Origin of the sequence: Plesiocystis pacifica SIR-1, from assembly GCF_000170895.1 — a bacterium.
Classification (GTDB): Bacteria; Myxococcota_A; Polyangia; order Nannocystales; family Nannocystaceae; genus Plesiocystis; species Plesiocystis pacifica.
Window position 1 is genome coordinate 24,309 of record NZ_ABCS01000084.1, and the last position, 17,721, is coordinate 42,029.

The window sequence follows — 17,721 nt, forward strand, 5'->3', positions numbered from 1 at the left end:
TGCGCTGCGCTGTCGAGCGGCGCCGCCGAAAGAACACTCTAGGCGGCCCATGCAGCGCTCCGACTCTCCACTCATCCGCGCGACCACACTCGCCGGGCTCACCGCGCTCGGCGTCGGCCTCTACCTGTGGCTGAGCCAAACGCAGCAGCGGCCGCGGACGGAGAGCAAGCGAGATCGGGGCCAATCGGTTCGCGTCATCGAGGTCCGCGAGACCGAGGCGGTGCCCCGGGTGACCGGCTACGGCGAGGTCGCAGCTGCGCGGAGCTGGGAGGGGGTCGCGGCAGTCGGCGGGACGATCGTCGGGATGGACCCGAACCTCCAAGTCGGACGGTTGATGCGCGCGGGGACCTTGCTGTTCGAGATCGACCCGGAGGAGCTCGAGCTCGAAAAGAGGCGCACACAGGCGAGCGCGAAAGCGGTCAAGGCGCAGATTCACGAGATCGAGGTACGGGAAAAGAGCACCAAGGCGAGCCTCGAGATCGAGGAAAAAGCCCTGGCGCTCGTCAACCGAGATCTCGAGCGGACGCAGCTCCTCTACCGCCAGGGGAGCGCCTCGCTCAGCGAGGTGGAGGCCGCGGAGTCCGCGGTGCTCAGCGCGGAGAAGTCGGTCCTGGCGCTGAACAACACCCTCGCTGAGCTGCCTGCGGAGCGACGGATCCTCGCGGCTCAGCTCGAAGAGGTCAACGCAGGAGTCACCGGAGCCGAGCTCGAGCTGACGCGGACCAAGATCGTCGCCCCCTTCACCATGCGGGTCACCGAGCTCCACGTGACGACGGGCCAGACCGTATCCGGGTCACAGGTGTTGGTGGTCGGAGAGGGCCTGGACACCCTCGAGGTCACGGCGCGGCTCCCCATCGGCGGCATCGACCCGCTCTTGCCAGCTCGACCCGAGCCGCCTCCGCGGCCCCTCGAAGACCGCGCGCTCGCCGGTCGCGACTCGCCTGCCGAAGACCGCAGCCTCGGCGACGAGCCTCAGCCCCCGCCCTCACCCGCGGATGGGGTGGAGGGCACCGGGCCCGTCACCAGCGGCCAAACGAGGGGCGCGCAGGGCCGCCGCCGCGGAGGATGGATCAGCAGCATCGCCGAGCATGTCCACCCGACCGTCCACCTGCGCACGGCGGGGATCGAAGCGTCCTGGCCGGCTCGCTTTGGCCGCTTCGCCGGGGTCGACTCGCAGACCCGGACCTCGGGCGTCGTCGTCGAAATCGACCACGAGCTGCGCCGCTCGGGCTCTCGCCATGTCCACTTGAGCTCGGGCATGCACGTGTCCGTGGAGTTCATCGGCGAGCCCAAGCCCGGCTGCCTCGCGCTGCCCACCGAGGCGGTCCACGAAGGACGGGTCTACGTCGTCGACGAGGACGATCGCCTCGAGATCCGCGAGGTCGAGATCGGTTGGAGCCAGGAGTCCTTCGTGTGCGTCGCGGAGGGTATCGCGGTTGGCGAGCGGGTCACCGTCAGCGAGGTCGCGCCAGCGGTCGATGGCATGCGCGTCGCTCCGCGCGTCGATGCATTCGAGAGCTCACGCCTGGCCGAACTCGTCGCCGGGCCCGCCCCGAGCTCGGGCGAGCGCGCCGCCAGCAACCCGGGAGAGGCCCAGTGATCGCGTACTTCGCCCGGCACCCGACGGCCGCCAACCTGTTCATGGTCGTCTTGCTGCTGACCGGGCTCCTGGCGCTGCCCAAGCTCCAGCGCGAGACCTTCCCGGAATTCGAAGCGGAGGTGATCGAGATCCGGGCCTCGCACTCGGGGGCCGACGCCGAGACGATGGACGAGCTCGTCGTCGCCCGCGTCGAGGACGTGCTCGGCGGCCTCGACGGTGTCGGCACGATCACGACAGAGGCGCGGGAAGGCTCGGCCACGGTCTCCGTTGAGATCGCCGACGGCGAGGAGGTCGAGGACATGCTCGCCGAGATCCAAGCGGCGATCGACACGATCACCGACTTCCCCAGCGACATGGACGAGCCGACGGTCGCCGCGCGCACTCGAACCCGGAGCGTGGTCTCGGTCGCGGTCACTGGGCCGATGTCGGGCCGAGACCTCGAGCTCTACCTCGAGCGCCTCGAGCGGAGGCTGCTCGCCCGTGACGAGGTGTCCCAAGTCAGCATCGCCGGCTTCTCCGATCGCCGCCTGCAGATCTCCATCGATGAGGCCGCCCTCGCTCGATACAGCCTCGGCGTCTCGGAGATCGCAGACGCGATCTCCGCCCAGAGCCTCGACACGCCCCTGGGCCAGCTGGAGATGCGCGGCCGGACCATGCTCGTCCGCTATGACGACAAGCGGATCACGCCGGCCCAGCTGCGCAGCCTCGTCGTGGCCACGAGCGACGCGGGGGCCGAGGTCTCACTCGGCGATGTCGCTACCGTCGTGAACGCCTTCTCCGTCGAGGAGGAGCAGACCTACATCAACGGCGAGCGCGCGGGCCTCCTGGTCGTCAGCAAAGCGAGCACCGAGGACAGCCTCGACGTGCTCCGTGCCGTCGAGGAATTTATCGCCGGGCAAGAGGCGATCAAGCCCGACGGGGTCGTGTTCACGATCACCTCGGACAACGCGTCGGTGATCGAAGAGCGCCTGAGCCTGCTGCTCGGGAGCGGCGCCCTGGGCCTCGCCCTCGTGTTCTCGACCCTGTGGCTGTTCTTCGATCTTCGCCTCGCCTTTTGGGTCTCGGCTGGGGTCCCCGTCTCCTTCCTCGGCGCGCTGTGGGTGATGTCCGCGCTGGGCCTTTCCTTGAACATGATGACGATGATGGCCCTGCTGATCGCCATCGGGCTGCTGATGGACGACGCCATCGTCTTGTCGGAGAACGTCGCCACCCACCTGCGCGCAGGCCGTGCCCCCCTGGAGGCGGCCGTCCAGGGCGTCTCAGAGGTCGCGGGCGGGGTGCTCTCCTCGTTCGCAACCACGATCTGTGTGTTCGTGCCGCTGTCCGCCATCGACGGCCCGATCGGCCGAACGCTCCAGGTCATCCCCACGGTCCTCATCGCGGTCCTGGCCGTGAGCCTGATCGAAGCCTTCTTGATCCTCCCCAACCACCTGGGCCACTCGCTGCGAGAGCAGCGGAGCGAAGCGGGGGTGCGCAGGCGCTTCAACGCCGGCTTCGAGTTCGTGCGTGAGCGCGCGATGGGCCGCTTCGTCGACCTGGCCATCCGCCATCGCTACGCCGCCGTGGGCCTCGCCATCGTCCTCTTCCTTGGATCGCTCGGGGCTGTCCAGGGCGGAAAGCTGCGCTACCGAGCCTTCCCCGACACCGAGGGCGACGTGGTCGAGGCGCGCCTCGAGATGCCGGCAGGGACCTCCCTCGAAGCGACCAAGCGCGAGGTCGAGCGCATCGAGGCGGCCGCCCTCGCGGTCTCGGAGGAGCTGCGCGCCCAACAACCCGGCGCCCAGGACTTGGTCCACAACGTCACGACTCGCTACAACTACAACGCCGACGTCGACGGCTCTGGACCGCACCTGGCCACGGTCTCCGTCGACTTGCTCAGCGTCGAACGACGAAACACGAGCACTGGCGAGTTCTCGGCGCTGTGGCGCGAGGCGCTCGGCCCCGTGCCCAACGCCGTGGCGACAAAGTTTGGCGCCGGTGGGAGGCGCGGGCCGGCGGGAAACGCCATCGAGGTCCGCATCCAAGGTGGGGAGCTCGAGCGCCTCGATCTCATCGCCGAGGAGGTCGAGCAGTATTTCTCGCAGTTCGCCGCGGTCACCGACATCTCCGACGACCTCGAGTTCGGCACGGCCCAGCTCCTCGTGCGCCTGCGCCCCGGGGTCGGCTCACCGGGGCTGACCGGCGCAGACTTGGCGAAGCAGATCAGGGCGGCCCTGTCGGGGGTGTCCGTCGAGACCCTCTACAAAGACAACCAGGAGTATGAGGTCTTCGTCGAGCTGGACCGACTCCAGCGGGACACCATCGCCGACCTCGAGACCCTCTCCATCACGACGAGCGACGGCCAGGTGCCCCTCGGCTCGCTAGCCTACATCGAGGAGACCCGAAGCTACGGCAAGGTGAGCCGCCGCCAGGGCATGCGAACCGTGACGGTGACGGGAGAGCTCGACCGCGAGCAGCTCGAGCTCGATGCCCTCATGGCTCAGTTCTCCGAGGAGCTATTGCCCCGGCTCAGGTCGGACAACCCCGATCTTCAATTCTCGATCGGTGGTGAGCTGGAGGCCTCGGCCGAGACCATGGGCTCGATGGCCCGCGGGGCGATCCTGGGGCTGGTCGCGATCTTCGTGGTCCTGAGCCTCCAGCTGCGGACCTACGTCGAGCCCCTGCTGGTCATGCTGGCGATCCCCTTCGCCTTCGTGGGCGTCGTCGTGGGCAACCTGCTCTTGGGCTCGACGCTCAGCTCACAGGCTGCTCTGGGCTTCGTCTCCCTCGCAGGGATCGTCGTCAACGACTCGATCCTGCTGATGCTGTTCATCAAGCGAGCGCGGGCCGCCGGCCTCTCCCCGGTCGACGCGGCCCAGAGCGCCAGCCGAGCCCGTTTCCGGGCCGTGTTCCTGACCTCGGCGACGACCATCGCGGGCCTCGTGCCCTTGATGTTCGAGACCAGCCGCCAAGCCCAAATGCTGATCCCCGTCGCCACCAGCATCGTGTTCGGCCTCGCGGCCAGCACCGTCCTGGTCCTGGTGCTGCTCCCGGCGGCCTACGTGATCTTGACGGACCTTGGACTCCTGGGCTCTGAACGAGGAGATGGCGCGGACGAAGCTGCGCACCCCGTGCTCGCGCCGGCGCTCGAGGCGAGGCAGGATGGGAGCCGCGTGGGCGCTGGCCAGCGTTCTAGCGCGGCCGACCCGAAGCCGTGACATTCACAGTCTACGAGTCAGAGTTCCCGGCGCCCGGTGGCGTCGGGGCTCTGCTACGGTGGCGGCCGCACGCCGGAGGTCGCCATGAAAGAGATGCAAGAGCTCGAGTCGAGCAATCGCAACAAGGTCATCATCGGCGTCCTCGCGGCCGTCGGGATCGCGGCTGGGATCTACTTCGCGTTCGGGACCTCCGGGACCGGCGAGCCCGAGGTCGCCCACCGGCTCATGATCGTCGCCGATCGCACCGTCGACCTCCACGCCTACACCGCCGAGCTCGGCTTCGAGGCCGTCGGCGGGAGCTTCGAAGCCTGGCAAGACCAGATCGTCGAGCAAGAAGAGGGCTACGACGACCCCGGCGAGGTCGACCTCCAGGCCATGCTCGCCTTCGCCGATCGCTTCGGCTACGGCTTCGTCGTCGTCGAGGAGCCCCAGCGCTTCGAGCTCGCCAGCCTCGGCCTCGAGTTCTCGACGGACGCGGCCCTGGGCCACCAAGACCCCGCGAGCATCCCCGACCGCGTACGCTTTGGGGTGATCAGCATCGGCGACTTCGCCGGCCCCCACGTATTGACCACGGAGCTCAGCGGCCGCGACGTCCACGAGGGCGCCCGGGACGTCGAGGTCGGCACCGGGGCCAAGGCCCTGCGCGCCCTGTTCGCCCAGCCCGAGCTCGCGCCCACCCTCGACGCCCAGTCGCCCTCGACGGCGACCCAGACCCTGCGCCTGAAGCTCCTCCACGCCATCGAGGCCCTCGAAAAGAACGAGCGCCTCGAGCTCAAGGCCGCCGGCTTCGCCGACCGCGAGCGCGAACAGATCGAGGCCATCGAGGTCCGCGGCTCGAGCCAGCGGGCCGTGCCCCTGGTCCACGCCCTCGAGGGCGCCTCGGTGTTCCCCCTGGCCGACGGCCGCATGCTCGTGCGCAGCACCCAGGCCCGCCCCAAGCTGCGCCGGGACGAGCTCGCCGTCGAGTTCGCGCCGCTCTACACCTACTCGGCCATCCCCGCCGGCGCGCCCGCCCAGGTCGACGCCCGCGTCCCTTGCCCGGAGTTCATGGGCGGCGGCGGGCCCCGGCGCGAGCTGGCCCGCTTCGAGGTCTCGGCCGCCGGTGACGCCTTGTTCCTGCTCGACGACTACGGCGAGGGCCAGCTGTTCGCCTTCGACCCCAGCGACCCCAGCCTCGGGGCCTGCGGCCTGCGCTCGGTGGCCAAGTACGCCCTGAGCGAGCACACCGACAGCTACTTCTCGGTCCACCGAAGGGGCGTCGCGACCCGCGACGTGGTCGACGGCGCCCTGGTCGTGGACGTGGTCGACCCCGAGGGCAACACCACGCGCCTGGGCGCCGGGCTCCAGGCCGACAACTCCTCCTCGCTGATCTGGCTCGACGACGAGGGCCGGCGCGTCGGCGTGCTCGTGGACTTCGAGGACGACACCGAGGCCCTCGCGGTCCTCGATCGCCAGCACCCCGAGCGCGTGCTGCTCGTGCCCCTCGCCGACCCCGGCGACCCCGAGCTCAACCCCTGGAGCCGGGAGATTCAGCGCATCCCGGGCACGGACGAGGCCCCCGCCTTCGTCTACCGCTGGTACATCAACGAGGTCGACTACGCCCTGACCCGCGTGGACCTGGGTCGGCCGTGGGCCGCCATCGAGGCCGAGCTATTTGGCGAGGAGTCGCCCGAGAAAGCCGGCGGGGACGAGCTGCCCGAGACGGCCCTCGCCCCCACGACCGCGACCGTGCCCCTCGAGACCATCACCTGGACGCCGGTGCTCAACCAAGACAGCCACATCCGCGGCTACGCGATCCACCCGCGGGGCGACCGCGTGGCCATGACCGTCGAGGGCGATCTCGGCGTCGACGTGGCCGTGGTCCCCCTGCCCGCGCGCGGAGCTGAGCCTGGGCCCCGACGGCTGATCATCGACGACGCCCTCGAGCACCGCGAGGTCGCGTTCCGCTTTGGCACCGGCGAGGACCCGAGCGCCGACCTGCTCAGCTTCCGGACCCGGCTGCGCCTGGAGGTCGAGGGAGCGTACCTGTTCGTCGCTCACGCCGCCCCGGCAGCCCCCTGAGCCGCATTTTCACCACTGGGGGCCCCTGGAGCCATGGAGAGGCGCGGGGAGGCGCGGGGAGCCACGGGGAGCCAGCGCCCCGCCCGATCGCCGGGTCGACGTGATGGACCCCGCCCCAACTCGCAGCCAGCGCCCGGGTGGGGTGTGGTACATCGGCTGCTCGCGCATGGAGACCGCCAAGCTCAACGAGATGATCGACACCGCCATCGCCATCGAGGCGAAGGACGGACACTTGGCCAACTTGCTCGAGGAGCGCGCCCGCGAGCGCGGCGAGACCCTCGGCGAGACCGAGCGCCGCGAGGCCCTCGAGCTGTTCGAAGGCTACATCCGCAGCGTCCCCCTGCTGCTCTCGGCCGCGGCCAAGTCCGCCGTGGGCACCCCCGTCGAGGCGGTCATGACCCAGGTCATCGCCGCCTCCGTCGCGTACTGGGACGAGGAGGAGGACCTGGTCCCCGACCACCTCGGCGTGCTCGGCCTGCTCGACGACGCCTACTTCACCCTGCGCATCCTCCAGCTGGTCTCGCGCCGGCTGTCGGAAGAGTCCGGCCACGTCCTGGTCAAGGACGACCTCACGGCCCTCGACGCCGTGGTCTGCGACATCATCGGGGAGCAGCTCGCCGACGTGCTCGACGAGCTCGTCATGCTCTCGCTGTCCAACACCCCCATCGACGAGCTCATCGCCAAGGTCAGCGAGCACGCCGGCAACTTCCAGTTCAACACGGCCCAGACCTCGTTCACCGGTCTGTCCGTCGAGGACCTCGTCGACGCCCGGCTCGGCTTCGTGCTCCAGCCCGTGGACATCGCCGGCGGGGAGATCTGCGAGGCCCTCGAGTCCCTCGCCGCCAAGCTCGCCGCCGCCGACGACGCGGCCCGCACCGCCCTCCTCGACCAGGCCACCGCCGAGCTCGACGAGGCCCTGCGCGTGGCCCTGAGCTGCGGCGTCGAGCTCAACGCCGACGAGATCGAGCTGGCGGTGTCGATGCTGATCGGCGCCCTGCACCACCGGGTGGTCCTGACCGGCGGCGCGGCAGACGGGAACTTCATCGCCCGCGCCGTCGAGGTCGTGCTCGAGGGCATCAACTAGTTCAGGCTAGGCCCAGGCCCCCACGACGTCGTGGACGCGCTTGGCGGCGCCGGTTCGGTTCTCGACGCCGAGCCGGTCCAGGATGCGCTCGACGTGCTTTTTGACCGTCGCCGGGCGGATCGAGAGGATCGTCGAGATCTCCGCGTTGGTCTTGCCGCAGCTCATCCACAGCGCGACCTCTGCCTGCCGCGGCGTCAGGCCCAGGCCGTCCACGAGCTGGGGCACATGGTCGGCCACGGCCTGCGGGAGCTCGGCGCGGGGCAAGGCGCGAGCCTCGATGGTCAGCATGCCGCCGCCGTGGGGCTCCTGCGCCGGGTGCAGCTCGACCGCGAGCACCCGCCCCTGACCGCGACGCTGGAAGCCAGGCAGGGTCTCGCGGCGTCCACGGTAGACGGGGGCCAGCCACTCCTTCAGGGCCTTCGGCAGCTGGCTTCCCGCGAGGGCCAAGTCGTACTCGCGCAGCAAGGCGCAGGCCTGGGGGCTCGCCCAAGCCACCCGGGCGCAGCGGTCGAGGTAGACGACCCCCCGGGCCTCCCCCTCGGCGAGGGTCCGCCACAGCGCGCGCTCGGTCTGCAGCTCGAGGTAGCGCCAGTGGTCGAGGACGGTCTGCGACAGCCCACGCTGGAGCGCGGACAGCCGCTCGAGCTCCGCGTCGGAGAAGCTCCCCCGCGCCCGGCTATAGGCGATGACGAGCTCGAGCCCCGAGGGCGCCGGGAGGTACACGAGACACTGCGCCTCGATGTCGAGGGGGCGATGGAGCTCGTTGTAGAGCGTCGTCCGGTGCCATCGCTCGGGCGGGCACAGGTCGCGGTTGCGGACCACCGGCTGCCCGCGACGCAGCCGACCCGGGTGCTCGTGCAGGTAGCGGAGCGCGAGCGCCTGCTGGTCGTCCACGTTCAAGCTCGTGGTCGGAGCGGCGGGCGCCCAGACCATCATCCCCGCCGCCGCCTCCCCCTCGCTCGGGTCGACCCGCCACTGCTGGGGCACCTCGTTGTAGGAGAGCATGTCGTGCGGCACGGCCTCGGCGAGCAGGCCCAGGGTGTCGCGGACAAAGCTCGGGTGATCGCGCAGCGGACTCAGCGGCCGGGACAGGGACTCGGCGTGCATGGACATCGTCAGCAACCGCGATGTCCACGACGCCCGGAACTCGTCATGCAAACTCGCGCGCCGCTCCCCGTCCCCGCGCCGCGGCGCTCCGGGCCAGCTGCCGCCGAGCGCCAAGGCCCTCGACGACGCGCTCAGGGCCGCTTGCGAATGTGGGTCGCGGACGCCTGCAGCGTGCCGCTGCTCGCGTACTGGAGGTCCTCGTCGCGCACCCTCACCGCGTTGCCCGAGGGCGAGTAGGCGCCGCCTCGAGAGTAGCCGACGTCGAGGTAACCAAAGCCCGGGAGCTAACCCTTCGAGATGCTGTACACCCGACCTTCGGCAGCTCGCTAGCGGAGCTGGTCGTCGGGGAAGTGCTCGACGTCCAGGGCCTCGGGGGGCGGGTCCAGGCCGGGGCCGTCGGTGTCGTCCTCCTCGCGCATTTGAATGGTCATGCGTTCCTCCTGCTCGGGGTCTTGGGTGTGCGGCTGGAAGATGGCGTTGAGGGCGACGGCGGCCTGGGCCAGCCCGCGGCGCAGCGCGAGGCCCCGGTACGCGATCAGCCCCAGACGATCGAGGCCCCGGAGCGCGAGGTGGATCAGCGTCAGCGCGATCAGCAGGGCGGCCACGCCCCCGGTGGGGTCGCCGACCGGGGCTGGCAAGGACCATCCGGGATCGGCCCCGGCGAGACTCGAGCTGGCGTGGAGGTCGAGCACCGCAGCCACAGTGTCACGGGCCGCGGAGGATCTGACGAACGAAAACCAGATCGAGCGCGCAGCCCTTGCGAGTCCTCGCCCGCGGCATCACCCTTTCAGACGTGCCCTCGGAGCCATCGAAGCCAAGCTCGAGTGGAGGCCGATCCAGGCGGCGACGCGCTGCCGCTCGCCTCGCTCGCGCGCTGACTCAGGCTCGAGGAGAGCGCAGCCTGCCCGCGACGATCGAGCGCCACGGGCCCGAGCCCGAGCCCGCGCCCACGCCCGAAGCCCTCACCCTGGTCAGCGCGAACCTGGCCCACGGCCGGGGCGTGGGGGCCCACCAGCTGCTCACGAAGCCCGAGACCCTGCGGGCGAACCTGCGGGGAATCGCGGCGTGGATCGCCGAGGCCAACGCCGACCTCGCGTGCGTGCAAGAGGCCGACGCCTCCTCGTGGTGGAGCGGGCGCTTCGATCACGTCGCCTTCCTCGCCCAGCACAGCGGCCTGCCCTACGTGACCCGGGCCTGCAACGTCGACGGCGGAGGCCTGCGCTACGGCACCGCGCTGCTGTCTCGCTGGCCCCTCGAGCAGGCCTGGGCCCACACCTTCGCCCCCACGCCGCCGACCTTCCGCAAGGGCTTCGTGATCAGCTCGCTGCGCTGGCCGGGCGCGCCCGAGCTCGAGTTCGACGTGGTCTCCGTGCACACCGACTTCGCCCGCGCCAGCCAGCGCCGACGCCAGGTCCGAGAGCTCGCCGCGCTGATCCGCCAGCGCGGCCGCCCGGTGATCGTGGCCGGCGACCTCAACAGCGACTGGCGCGAAGGCGGAGCCACGCGCCTGCTCGCCCGCGACCTCGAGCTCGAGGCCTTCGAGCCCACGGGCCCCATGGTCACCTTCCCCGGCCCCGGGCCCAGCCCCGACCGCCGCCTGGACTGGGTGCTGATCTCGAAGGCCTTCGAGTTCTCGGGGGTCGAGGCCGTCGACCTGCGGCTCTCGGATCACCGCCCCCTGTTGGCCCGAGTCCGGCTGCGCGGGGCTTAGTACCGCGTGTCCGAAGTCCGCGCCCGCTCACAGCTCGATGGAAGCGCAGGGCGCCGGCGCCCCCGGGAGCTGAACGCAGTAGCGGACGAAGGCCTCGAACACCGGCCGCGGCTGGCCCCTGGTCGGCAGCGCGTGCAGGTGCAGCGCGGGCAACACGTTGACCTCGAGGACGCAGGCCGCGTGCGCGCCCGGGACCGGCCCCGCTTCGAACAAGGCCTCCGGGAGGCCGCGCAGGTCCACGCCGCCCACGTCCACGCCCAGGGCCGCCGCGGCCTGCTCGGCGCAGCGTCGCCAGCCCGGGTGCAGCGTGTCCGTGCAGTCGACGACCTCGGCCTCTTCGAAGCTCAGCTCGACGCGCTCACCGGGGGCGAGCACGTCCTCGGCGACGCGGCCCGAGGCCGCCAGGCGCTCGGCGACCATCTCGGGGTCGAAGCGATCGAGGGGCAGGAGCTCGCGCCGCTCCCACGTCGCCCGGCGTGGGTCGGCGTCGAGCTCGGCCAAGAGCGCGGCGCAGTCGCGGGCGCCGTCGCCGATGAGCGCGGGCCGCTGGACGATGGCTGCCGCGAGGGCGCGCCCGCCGACCACGGCCACGCGCACGTTCACCCCGGGCAGGTAGGGCTCGGCGACGACCTCCTCGTCCCGGTCGAGGGCGCGGGCGAAGGCGTAGGCCGCCTCGAAGCCCGAACGATCGCGCACCCCCGAGACCACCCCGACGCCGCGGTTGCCCCCGTTGGGCTTGAGCACCAGCTCGCCGTGGGCCTCGAGCCACTCCTTCGCCGCGGCCCGAGCCCCGTCGACGCTGCGGGGATCCCAGCCCTCGTCGAACAGCCGCTGCGGGACCACCGGGACGCCGCGGCTGGCCAGGCGCTCGCGCGACAGGAATTTATTGTTGCTCAGGGTCTGCGCGACCTGGGTCAGGAAGGGCGAGCGGGTCTTGCTGATCAACACCTCCGGCCGGCCGGGGGCGCGCAGGACCATGAAAAAATCGCTGTGCTCGCTGCCGAGGCCGCGGACCTCGACGCCCAGGCGCTCGGCGGCGGCGAGGGTCAGCTGGTTGGTCCGCGACCACGGTCGCCCGGCGGAGTCGGCCACGCCCAGATCCTAAGGCATGTCGGCGAGGGCTGCGAAGGCCTCACCACGTGGGCAGCCAGGTCGTCACCAGGTAGGCCGCGCAGGGGATGGTCAGCCCGGAGACGAGGGTGGTCAGGACGATCGCCCTGGCGATGGCCTCGGTCCCGCGCTGCGCCCCCTTGGCGATGGCGAAGGTCGTGATCGCGGCGGGCATCGTCGACAGCAGGCACAGCACCTGGGCCTGCGCGAGGCCGAGCCAGCCCAAGCGGTGCGCGCCCCAGGCCGCAGCGAAGGTCAGCGCGGGCATCGCGAGCAGCTTGAACACGACGTGCAGGGCGTCGCCGAGGCCCAGGCTGCGCAGCCGATGGCGGTGGCAGGCAAGGTAGAGCCCGAGGACGAACAGGGCCACGGGCGCGGCCGCGCGACCGAGGGGCTGGAGCACCGAGACCGCGGCCGCGCGCGCTTCGGGGCCGAGGGCGTGGGCCGCGAAGCCCAGGGGCGGGGCCCACAGCAGCGGCTGGCGCAGCAGCTGCATCGGCGGGGCTCTTGCCGCGCTCGCCGAGTCCCCTCGCCCCGGGTCCCAGCGCAAAAGCAGGTAGGGACCGACGGTCAGCGCCAAGGTCACGTGGATGCCCGTGGCCAGCGAGGCCGTGCCCATCACCTCCGCGCCCAGGACCTGTTCGACGATGGGCAGGCCGAGGTAGGCGACGTTTCCAAACGCGCACACCAGCGCCAGCGTGCTCGCGTGCCGAGGCGCCAGCGCCCGCGCGAGGGCGACGCTCACCAGCAGCACCCCGGGGACCACCAGCCAAAAGCCCAGCTGCGTCGGCGCGCCAAAGTCCGAGCCCGCGATGCCCGTCCAGATCAGCGCCGGGAAGGCGAAGCTCAGGGCGAAGCGGTTGAGGTTGTCGATGGCCCGCTCGGGCTCGTCGAACAGGCTCAGCGCGCCCGCCAGGATCCCGAGCAAGGCGGGCGCGAGCAGGGCGAGGGTTGCGAGGAGCCAGCTGGGCATGGGCAGGCGGGCGCGGCCGCGGCGGGCAGTATAGGGTGGACCGCGCCGGCCCAACACCGCGCAGGCTTCACCCTGAGTCCTTCGGCCCCTTCGGCCCGCCCGAGCCTGCGACCCCGAAGGATCCGAGCGCCCCGACGCGGCGGGCGTAGTCCTCGTAGTCTCGGCCAAAGCAGGCCCGCAGCGCCCGATCTTCTGCGCGGATGCGCCAGACCACCAGCGGCACGAGCACCGCCGCCCACGCGAGCACGGCCACGACACTGGCGAGCATCACCCCGGCCCCGAGGGTCAGCGCGAGCAGGCCGAGCTCCGAGGGGTGCCGCGCGTAGCGGTAGGGCCCGCGCTGCACCAGCCGCCGCGCGGCCCGGACCTCCGACACAAAGCCCGCTCCGAGGGCGCCCATGGCCCGGTGACGCAGGGCGACGCCGACCGCCATGAGCCCCGCGCCCGCGACCACGGCGGACCAGGGCGGCGCCGGCTGGGCCGTGAGCGGGGCCAGCCAAAACAGCCCCAGGGTCGTCAGCGCCGTGGCCAGCTCGGCGCGGGGCAGGCCCTCGCGCGCGTCGAGGGCCCGGTCCTGGCCCTCGGCCCCGAGGGCCTCGAAGCCCGCGAAGGCGCTGACCAGGGCCAAGAAGGCGAGGGCCGGCGCGCGCTCGAGGGTGGCGAGCAAGAGCGCCGGCCCGAGCACGAGGGCGTTGAGCCCGACGGCGAGCGCGGCCCGAGGCAAGCGAGCCATCCGGGCCATCAGTCCGCCAACAGCTCGTCGATGATCTGGTTGAAGTGCCCCGAGCGGAGCTCGAGGGCCTCGCCGATGTCGGCGAGCAGCTCCTGCTCCTCGTCCTGAAACTCCCCGTCCGCCGCGGCCACGAAGAAGGCCGCCTGGACGACGAGCTCCTTGCCCTTGTCGTTGATCCGCCCGACCACCCCGCGCAGGTACTCGTGGACCGAGCGGCTGTCCTGCATCGCCGCGACGATCTCGTCGCTGACCTCCTCGTCGCTGATCTCGCGCTTGGCGATGCGCCCATAGACCTGCTTGATGGTCTCGATCTCGTCGTCGTCGACGACCCCGTCGGCGAGGCACATCATCACCATCACGCGCTTGATCGCGGTCTGGAACTCGGCCTCGACCTGGCGCCGGTCTCCCTGCAGCTGGGCCTGGAAGTGGCGCACGTCGGGGTGGAAGGTGCCGACGCACAGATCGCACTCGATGTACTCCCCGAGCAGGTCGAGGGGGATGAGGGGGATGAAGTAGAGCGTGAAGAAGCGCCGGACCTTGTGGTGGGTGTAGCTCCGCTGGCTGCGGCATTCGGGGCAGTGAAAGCTGCCACTGTCGCCGCGCATGCGGACACCTCTAGTGCCATAGATGATGAGATACAGCATGATCGGATCCCGTATCCCGCGCCCCTCGGGGAGGGGTCAAGGACGGTCTCGATCGCAGCTGGCTCCCGCCAGGCCAGGGACTGGAGCCGAGTCAGGGGTGCGGTGTCAGGGCTCGCCAATTCATGTCGAAGATTCGAGCGCCGCCCGAACCTGTCAACGACACCACCCTCACTCGTCGGCGTAGCCCTCGATGCGGGCGCGATCGACCCGCTCGCGCGAGTAGGTGATCAGCCGCGCGTCGTCCTTGCCGGTGATCACCCGCCCGGGCCGCTCGAGCACCTCGGCGAACATCGGCGGCGGGGTGGTCAGGGCGAGGTGGCGGGGCTCGTCGTAGTAGCGCAGCGGGCCGTACTGGGAGTCGAGGTTGGCCTCGATGAGCGCCCCGACGCGCGCGCGCAGATCCGCGGGCGCGATGTCCACGGGCCGCTTCGCCGCCAGGGTGAAGCACCACATGCAGTGGAAGGAGGGCACCATGACGTGGACGACGTTGACCCACGCGAAGGACTGCCGGAGCGTCGTGCACACCGTGCGCACGCTGTCGAGGTCGGCCAGATCGAACTCGCCAGACTGGAGCACGATCATCCCGTCGTCGGCGAGCGCCGCCGCGACCTCGTCGAAAAAGCGCACCGTGAACAGGTCGACGGCGGGGCCGTCCTCGACGGGCTCGGTGATGTCGAGGACGATGACGTCCCAGCGCTCGCCCGCGGCCTTGGACCGACGCAGGGTCTCCTGCACGTCCTCGATGCGCAGCTCGACCCGCGGGTCCTCGAAGGCCCCCTGGTGCCACGAGGGCAGGTGCTGCTTGCACAGCTCGATGACCTGGGCGTCGAGGTCCACGGCGACGATCTGCTCGACGCTCGAGTGGCGCAGCAGCTCGCGCAGGCACGCGCCCTCCCCCGCCCCGCCCACGAGCACCCGGCGGGCGTCCCCGTGGGTGATCATCAGGGGGTGGATGAGGGTCTCGTGGTAGATGGCCTCGTCGGCCTGCGTCGACTGGACCACGCCGTCGAGGAAGAGCATCCGGCCGTAGGCCTTGGACTCCCCGATGATCACGTGCTGGAAGTCCGTCTGCTCGTGGCACTGCAGGTTCTCGACCTCGTAGGTGATGCTCAGCCCGTGCTGGAGCAGGGGCTCTTCGAGGTACATGACGCCTGACTCGAAGGCAGAGGACGAACGGGGGGGCTGGCTGCTGGGTTGGGATGCCGACAATCTCTGGAGCTCCGCTCGACAGGGAGAGGTCGTACAGGGTATCAAGAGTTCTCGTGTTGTCTGCCTCCGGACCAGCGCCGGCACCGAAGACGCGCCATCGCGCGCTGGTCCTCGGAGCAGCCGGCGGAGTGGGGACCGCGACCTTGGCCCTCCTCGCACGCCACGAGCGCGGCCGCGCGCTGCTGGCGAACACCGAGCTGCTGCTCCTCGACGCCCTCGAGCTCGATCCGCGGCTCCAGCCGCTGATCGCCGAACTGGGTGCCAGGGCGCGCTGGCTGCCCGCGCAGAGCCTCCGCTCCGGGGCCGCCCTCGCCGAGCTGATCGCCGCCCACGGCGTCGACGAGGTCATCGAGGTCGCCCACGTGGGCACCTGGGACTGCCTGCGCGCGTGTGCCGAAGGCGGGGCCTCCTACCTGACCACCTGCTACGACCTGTGGCCCCCCGACAAGCGCGACCCCAGCGTGGGCGCGATGGCCCGGGCCCGCGAGCTGTTCGCCCCGCCCGACATCCACGGCGGCGCGCACCTGCTGAGCATGGGCATGAACCCCGGGCTCATCAACGCCATGGTCGGCGCGGCCATCCGCGAGCTCGCCCAACGCAGCGGGCGCCCTCCCAGCCTCGACGCCCTCGAGCTCCACGCGATCGTGATGACCGAAAAGGACAGCACGCGGTGGATCCCCGGGGGCAGCCCCGACGCCGCCAACACCCTGGACGCCCCCGACCCGAGCCGCGAGTTCGCGTGCACCTGGAGCCCCGACGCCGCCCTCGAGGAGCTGCTCGAGCCCCGCGCGACCTACACCGCCGCCGGTGAGCTCGCCTTCCTCGACCACCCCCCGCACCGCGCCCGCTACCGCGCCCGCTGCGGCCACGAGCACGCCGAGGGCTACGTCGTCCCCCACGAGGAGCTCGTCACCCTCGGCGCGATGTACCCCACCGTCGAGCTCGCCTACGTCTACGAGATGTGCCCGAGCGCCCGGGCGGCCCTCGACGCCGCGCCGGAGCGGGCCGCCGACGACTGGGAGCAGCGCCGGCTCTACCCGCCCTACGCCGACGCCCTCGACGGCGACAACCGCCTCGGCGTGCTGCTGTGCAGCCGCAGCCTCGGCGAGCTGTGGCTCGGCTGGGACACGCCCACGGCCGCCGGGCTCGCGTTTGGGACCAACGCCGTGCAGCTCCAGGTCGCCGCCGGCGTGCTCGCGGGCTGGACGGTTCAGCGCGAGCTCGAGCCCGGGGTGTGGCTGCCCGAGGAGGTCGACGGCGAGGCTTTGCTCGGGGTGGCCCGCGACGTGCTCGGGCCCTTCGAGATCGTCTGGGACCGCGACGCCCCGGCGCGCAGCCTGACCGAGCGCCGCCTGCCCTGAGCCTTCGGCGGCTCAGTCCCTCGTCGGCTTGGCCTTGGGCTTGCGCCGCGACCACCACATCGCGACCCCCGACCACGCCAGCGCGAGCAGGCCCAGGGCCGTCGCCAGCATCAGGCCCTGACCCGCGAGGCCGAGGAGCTCGCCGGTGTGCAGCTGGAAGATCAGCCGGGTGAGCCCCTTTTTGGTCTTGCGCGTCGCCAGCACCTCGCCCGCCCCGTCGAGGTAGACCTCGGTCTCGTCGTCGTCGTCGAGCCAGACCAGGTAGGGGTCCGTGGGCTCGAGGGCCAGGCTGATGTCCGTCGCTGGGGAGCCGTCGCCGGCGGCCTCGGCCTCGGCGACGATCGCCTCGAGGCTCAGGTGCTCGGCCACCACCGGCGCCGTCGGTCGCTCGAACGCGCCCTGCTCGAGGGTGTTGATCTGCCCGCGGAAGGTCAGCAGCGCCCCGGTGACCGCCGAGATGACCACGAACAGCGCGAGGGCCAGGCCCGCGCTGTTGTGCAGCTTGAAGTAGGTCTTGCGCGCGATCGCCATGGGCGGCAGCGGGTCTATCAAACCCTCGGCCGCCCGCGGTAGGGGGAGCCCCCTGGGTTGGCGATCAGCCCGTGCAATTCATGGCGATGAGCTGCTCGTAGGGGTCCTCGGCGTCGGCGTTGGCCTCCGGCGTGAGGAAGATGGTGCGCGAACAGTCGGGGTAGCTGTGGGCGATGATCGCGTCGATCCCCTGCTGCGCGGCGACCAAGCTGTCCCACTCCACGGTGACCATGCAGCGAGCGCCGCGGCAGTCGGTCTCGTAGCTGCGCATCCCCGCCATGACCGGCGCGCTCGCGTCGAAGTTGCCGAGGATCTCCTCGCGCAAGGGAGCGGAGATGTTGGGGTCGTCGAGCTCGGCGTCGTAGGCCTCCCAGGCCTGGGCCTGGGCCTGGCGCTCGCG

The 17,721-nt window shown here is 71.3% G+C and carries 15 protein-coding genes; 6 read left to right on the forward strand and 9 right to left on the reverse strand.

The genetic code is table 11. The features are described 5' to 3' along the window. The first annotated feature begins 49 nt into the window (after positions 1-49). From PPSIR1_RS48480 to PPSIR1_RS30945, 4 genes are all read left to right on the forward strand, one after another. A complete protein-coding gene (locus PPSIR1_RS48480; RefSeq protein ID WP_006975168.1) occupies positions 50-1,600 on the forward strand; it encodes an efflux RND transporter periplasmic adaptor subunit in 1,551 nt (516 codons plus the stop codon). After that, positions 1,597-4,797 (forward strand): efflux RND transporter permease subunit, encoded by a 3,201-nt coding sequence (locus PPSIR1_RS30935; RefSeq protein ID WP_006975169.1) that lies wholly within the window; start codon positions 1,597-1,599, stop codon positions 4,795-4,797. The genes PPSIR1_RS48480 and PPSIR1_RS30935 overlap by 4 nt, the downstream gene beginning before the upstream one ends. Positions 4,798-4,881: 84 nt before the next feature. Then, entirely contained in the window at positions 4,882-6,858 is a 1,977-nt protein-coding gene (locus PPSIR1_RS30940; protein ID WP_157596145.1) for a hypothetical protein, read from the forward strand. A gap of 166 nt (positions 6,859-7,024) precedes the next feature. Beyond that, entirely contained in the window at positions 7,025-7,942 is a 918-nt protein-coding gene (locus PPSIR1_RS30945) for a YkvA family protein (RefSeq protein WP_157596146.1), read from the forward strand. Positions 7,943-7,948: 6 nt separating this feature from the next. Here PPSIR1_RS30945 and PPSIR1_RS48485 read toward each other — a convergent pair whose 3' ends face one another. After that, complete coding sequence (locus PPSIR1_RS48485) at positions 7,949-9,049, reverse strand: helix-turn-helix transcriptional regulator (protein ID WP_157596147.1); 1,101 nt, start codon at positions 9,047-9,049, stop codon at positions 7,949-7,951. A gap of 326 nt (positions 9,050-9,375) precedes the next feature. Next, positions 9,376-9,741: a hypothetical protein gene (locus tag PPSIR1_RS48490; protein WP_045117108.1), complete on the reverse strand. Its 366-nt coding sequence runs from the start codon at positions 9,739-9,741 to the stop codon at positions 9,376-9,378. Positions 9,742-9,842: 101 nt separating this feature from the next. Here PPSIR1_RS48490 and PPSIR1_RS30960 point away from each other — a divergent pair, with 101 nt between their 5' ends. After that, positions 9,843-10,760 (forward strand): endonuclease/exonuclease/phosphatase family protein, encoded by a 918-nt coding sequence (locus PPSIR1_RS30960; RefSeq protein WP_157596148.1) that lies wholly within the window; start codon positions 9,843-9,845, stop codon positions 10,758-10,760. Positions 10,761-10,787: 27 nt separating this feature from the next. Here PPSIR1_RS30960 and PPSIR1_RS30965 read toward each other — a convergent pair whose 3' ends face one another. From PPSIR1_RS30965 to PPSIR1_RS30985, 5 genes are all read right to left on the reverse strand, one after another. Beyond that, positions 10,788-11,852 (reverse strand): hypothetical protein, encoded by a 1,065-nt coding sequence (locus tag PPSIR1_RS30965; protein ID WP_006975176.1) that lies wholly within the window; start codon positions 11,850-11,852, stop codon positions 10,788-10,790. Between the two features lie 40 nt (positions 11,853-11,892). Then, positions 11,893-12,843: an AEC family transporter gene (locus PPSIR1_RS30970; RefSeq protein ID WP_006975177.1), complete on the reverse strand. Its 951-nt coding sequence runs from the start codon at positions 12,841-12,843 to the stop codon at positions 11,893-11,895. A 67-nt stretch (positions 12,844-12,910) separates the two neighbouring features. Next, positions 12,911-13,576, reverse strand: coding sequence for a methyltransferase family protein (locus PPSIR1_RS44345; protein ID WP_157596149.1), 666 nt, complete (start codon positions 13,574-13,576; stop codon positions 12,911-12,913). Between the two features lie 8 nt (positions 13,577-13,584). Continuing rightward, positions 13,585-14,181, reverse strand: a complete 597-nt coding sequence (locus PPSIR1_RS30980; RefSeq protein WP_006975179.1) for a TerB family tellurite resistance protein — start codon at positions 14,179-14,181, stop codon at positions 13,585-13,587. A gap of 207 nt (positions 14,182-14,388) precedes the next feature. After that, complete coding sequence (locus tag PPSIR1_RS30985; RefSeq protein ID WP_006975180.1) at positions 14,389-15,366, reverse strand: spermine/spermidine synthase domain-containing protein; 978 nt, start codon at positions 15,364-15,366, stop codon at positions 14,389-14,391. Between the two features lie 53 nt (positions 15,367-15,419). On the opposite strand from PPSIR1_RS30985, the gene PPSIR1_RS30990 reads away from it, so the two are divergent. Then, entirely contained in the window at positions 15,420-16,790 is a 1,371-nt protein-coding gene (locus tag PPSIR1_RS30990; RefSeq protein ID WP_269744736.1) for a saccharopine dehydrogenase NADP-binding domain-containing protein, read from the forward strand. A 12-nt stretch (positions 16,791-16,802) separates the two neighbouring features. Here PPSIR1_RS30990 and PPSIR1_RS30995 read toward each other — a convergent pair whose 3' ends face one another. Both PPSIR1_RS30995 and PPSIR1_RS31000 read right to left on the reverse strand, forming a co-directional pair. Continuing rightward, complete coding sequence (locus PPSIR1_RS30995; protein ID WP_006975182.1) at positions 16,803-17,321, reverse strand: PepSY-associated TM helix domain-containing protein; 519 nt, start codon at positions 17,319-17,321, stop codon at positions 16,803-16,805. Between the two features lie 64 nt (positions 17,322-17,385). Continuing rightward, the coding region (locus tag PPSIR1_RS31000; RefSeq protein WP_006975183.1) for a hypothetical protein at positions 17,386-17,721 on the reverse strand (336 nt) is incomplete at its 5' end.